Consider the following 3,606-nt stretch of genomic DNA (forward strand, 5'->3'; position numbering starts at 1 on the left):
TTATTTGATTTATATATTTAAGGAAATTTTGGGAATATATGATAAATTATTTTTATATATGCATAAAAATTTTAAATGATAAAATACTATAAATTAATATAAAAAAATTAAGTGTGAATTATGTTTGAAGAATTGCATGAACTCTTAGAGGATAAAAAGATTTCAAAGAATGATCTTTTGGCTATTTTAAAGGAAAAAGCCCAAAAGATATCTGTTTTTGATTTGATGGATGCCAATAAGTATATACTTCAGGATGTGGAGTTTGTACAGGACAAATATCAGGATGACTTCCGTCAAGCTTATGTCAAGCAATTCATTGGCCATATAAACAATATTAAAAAGGACAATACAGATTATGACAGCAGAGGCAAAAAGGAGAGAATTGATAAAAAACAGTTTGAAGAGTCATTAGATGCTTTACATAATGTTTATGATGGTGTGGATTTTGATAAGGATAAGGTACAGCTTATTTACTGTTTAGTTTCTCTATATGCCACATTTATATTGAATGAACCTATTCATTCACTGGACACTCCTTTCCCAGGCAATTTGAAGATTAAGAAGTTAGGTAAGTTTTATTATTGTCCTGTTAAGGCAACTCAAAAGAATACTGAAGGAGCAGTTTGCAATATCTGCATTTCACGTGAGATTGATTATGATCCGAAATTAAATGCCAGCAGCTAATGGTATTTTTTAAAAGTAGCATTTTAATAATATTAACACTTTGTGATAGGATGTTTGAAAAGTTTGATGCATTGATAGGAGAAGATGAAAAAATATCTAAGGATGATCTTATGATTGTCTTAAAGGAAGAGCTTACTGATGTTTCTGTTTTTGATTTGATGATTATATCTGCTGAAATCATTGAAAACAACAAATATGTCCAGGAATCCTATCAGGAAAAAAGCAAAAAGATTTATATTGACTTTCTCTTAAACAGAGTAAAGGAAATACGAAGCAATGATACAGTCTATAATGATTATTTCAATAGAGATGACTTTGTAGAAAAATTAAACGATTTAAAGGAAATTTACAAATCTGTTTCTACAGATAGAAAAAACAAAAGCCCACTTATTAATTTGGTGGTATCCCTTTACACTACATTTGTGCTTGATGAGCCTATTCATCCTATTGGAACTCCTTTCCCAGGTTCTTTAGAGGTTATAATGAAAAATGGAGTTTATTATTGTCCGGTTAAGGAGGCTAATATGAATACTCCAAATTCTGTATGCAGGCTTTGCATAGCAGAACAGTTAGATTTTTAGGTGATAGAATGGTAGATGGAAAAACAAAAATATTAGGAGTTATTGGAGATCCTATTGAACATACTTTCTCTCCAGCAATGCATAATGCAGGACTTGATGCTTTAAATTTAAATTACATTTATCTTCCATTTCATGTCAAACCAGACAGGTTGAAGGATTGCATTGAAGGTGCAAAGGCTATGGGCATACAAGGTTTGAATGTTACAATACCACATAAAACCAATGTCATGAAACACCTTGATGAAATCGATCAAGTAGCTTCAATGATTGGTGCAGTAAACACAATTCAATTCAATTATGTGCAAGATAATGAATCATCCAATCAAGATAATGAAACCAGTGTTACAACAAAAGGATTCAACACTGATGGATATGGATGTGTCCGTGCAATTCAAGAAAAAACTTCAATAAATAATAAGAAGGTGACAGTCACAGGTGCAGGTGGAGCAGCAAGAGCAGTTGCATTTCAGATAGCAAGCAGTGGAATTGATGAACTGTCAATATTGAATCGTAATGCAAGCAAAGCGGAATCCCTTGCAAATGATCTTGAATCCAATTTAAGTAAAGCAGGGATAGATATAACTATAAATAGCTGTGAATTTGAGAATCTGAAAAGGGAATTGGACAGTTCAGATATATTTATAGATACAACACCAATTGGAATGTATCCTAATGTGGATGATAAGGCAATTGCAAGTGCAGATATGCTTCATGAGGAGCTTGTTGTAAATGATATCGTTTACACACCTATGGAAACATCCTTGATAAAGGAGGCACTAAAGGCCAATGCAGAAGTTGTTTATGGATATAAGATGCTATTGTATCAAGGAATCAGAAGTTTTGAAATCTGGTTGGGCAGAGATGCTCCAGTGGATGTTATGGAAAAGGCATTATTGGATGTTTTAGGTATTTGATTTTATTTTAATTTTAATTTTATTTTCGTGATATTATGGATGATTTTCTATCAAATTTTGTTTTAAATGGAGAAGATAAGAAACTATCCGATTCAAAGAAGGATGTTATGAAGTTTTTAAAGCAAATAGGTGTTGATACTCGTTTTGTTAGCTTCTTTGATGATGATGGAAAAATTAAGCTTTATATAGAAAATCTCCGCTTTTCAAAGTTTTCCAAAAAAAGAAGAGAAACCTTCAACAGGCATTATCCTGATATGGAGATTGTAAGGTCATCTCTTTTTCAAAAGATCTGTTCAAGGTCTTCAAAGACATTGGCAGAGTCCTTAAGCCCTAAGGAAAGGATTCTCATTCCAAGAATGGATAATGATTACAACAAGTTTTTATACATAGTAATCGAGCCGTATTCAAGAAAATATGGCATAAGATTCATTGAATATGATGAAAACATCAGTGCAGATGATTATGATTCTGTCATTTCCCCATTGAACCTGAATCAGGAAGTAAATCATATCCTTAATGATATCTTTGATGGAAAGGGAATCGAATGGGATAGGAAATTAGACTTATCCAATATTTATGATTTAAACTTAAAGGATAAGGACATCATATTCCCATTTATAAACGTTCCCCAAGAGTGGATAAATGACTTCTTAGGCATTGAAAAGGAATATGAGATAAACTATGAAAATGAAGACATTGCAGAGTCATTCATGGGATTCTTGACTGAGGTAAATCCACAATTCAAGGAGAATGTTTTGGCTGCATCATCATTTTTGGAAAATCATCAAAAACAATAAATAATGAAAAATTATTAAACATAGTTAAATACAATAAAGTATAAACATTAAATTAATTAATAATTTTTAAATAATTTGTGATTATTTACGAGGTTTTAACATGGCAAATGAAATTACTGTAGAATTAAATGATGAGCAATTTAAAAGATATCAAATCATGCAAGAAAATGGATTAAGCATTGGTGAAGCTATAGACTTGATTTTCTATTTACGTGATCATTATGGAGTTCGCAATGATCAGCTTCTTGAAGAAAGGCTTGAACAGTTAATCATCAAAAAAGCTAAATTAGAAGAGGAAATGAAAAATACTGACAATGATTTAACTGCAGAAATGGATGTCCTTGATAAATTAAAAGACACTGCATATGACTTTGAAGCTAAAGAGAAAATCTTGGAAAAAGAGTATTCTCCACTTGATGATTCTTATGAAATGAAGGTTCAAGCACATAAACGTGGAATCAAATGGGGAAAATTCTTTAATGCCCTCAGATAAGTTTACTTTTTTAACTTATTTTTTATTTTTTCTATTTTTTTAATTTTTACACTATTTTTTTCTTTAATTTTTAAACATTTTTCTATAAAATTTTTAAATTTATTTTTAAATATTCTAATTTCTTATTTTCTATTTTA

The 3,606-nt window shown here is 30.6% G+C and carries 5 protein-coding genes; all 5 read left to right on the plus strand.

Going from position 1 to position 3,606, the window contains the following annotated elements; translation table 11 throughout:
* Positions 1–120: 120 nt before the first annotated feature.
* The 5 genes from ACKI67_RS09595 (at position 121) to ACKI67_RS09615 (ending at position 3,469) form a co-directional block, all read left to right on the plus strand.
* Entirely contained in the window at positions 121–684 is a 564-nt protein-coding gene (locus ACKI67_RS09595; protein WP_407463309.1) for a DUF2115 domain-containing protein, read from the plus strand.
* 50 nt (positions 685–734) lie between these two features.
* Positions 735–1,265 (plus strand): DUF2115 family protein, encoded by a 531-nt coding sequence (locus ACKI67_RS09600; protein ID WP_407463310.1) that lies wholly within the window; start codon positions 735–737, stop codon positions 1,263–1,265.
* Between the two features lie 8 nt (positions 1,266–1,273).
* Complete coding sequence (gene aroE, locus ACKI67_RS09605) at positions 1,274–2,179, plus strand: shikimate dehydrogenase (RefSeq protein WP_407463311.1); 906 nt, start codon at positions 1,274–1,276, stop codon at positions 2,177–2,179.
* A 35-nt stretch (positions 2,180–2,214) separates the two neighbouring features.
* The gene (locus tag ACKI67_RS09610) at positions 2,215–2,976 is read left to right on the plus strand and encodes an ATPase (protein WP_407463312.1); all 762 of its coding nucleotides are present in this window, start codon (positions 2,215–2,217) and stop codon (positions 2,974–2,976) included.
* 100 nt (positions 2,977–3,076) lie between these two features.
* A complete protein-coding gene (locus tag ACKI67_RS09615; protein WP_407463313.1) occupies positions 3,077–3,469 on the plus strand; it encodes a hypothetical protein in 393 nt (130 codons plus the stop codon).
* The last annotated feature ends 137 nt before the right edge of the window (positions 3,470–3,606 follow it).

This window comes from Methanobrevibacter sp., assembly GCF_045577275.1.
GTDB lineage: Archaea > Methanobacteriota > Methanobacteria > Methanobacteriales > Methanobacteriaceae > Methanobrevibacter.

Bases quoted from the DNA above. Each gene is read 5' to 3' on its own strand.
- ACKI67_RS09595 (WP_407463309.1), top strand. From the start codon at position 121: ATGTTTGAAGAATTGCATGAACTCTTAGAGGATAAAAAGATTTCAAAG.
- ACKI67_RS09600 (WP_407463310.1), top strand. From the start codon at position 735: ATGTTTGAAAAGTTTGATGCATTGATAGGAGAAGATGAAAAAATATCT.
- aroE (WP_407463311.1), top strand. From the start codon at position 1,274: ATGGTAGATGGAAAAACAAAAATATTAGGAGTTATTGGAGATCCTATT.
- ACKI67_RS09610 (WP_407463312.1), top strand. From the start codon at position 2,215: ATGGATGATTTTCTATCAAATTTTGTTTTAAATGGAGAAGATAAGAAA.
- ACKI67_RS09615 (WP_407463313.1), top strand. From the start codon at position 3,077: ATGGCAAATGAAATTACTGTAGAATTAAATGATGAGCAATTTAAAAGA.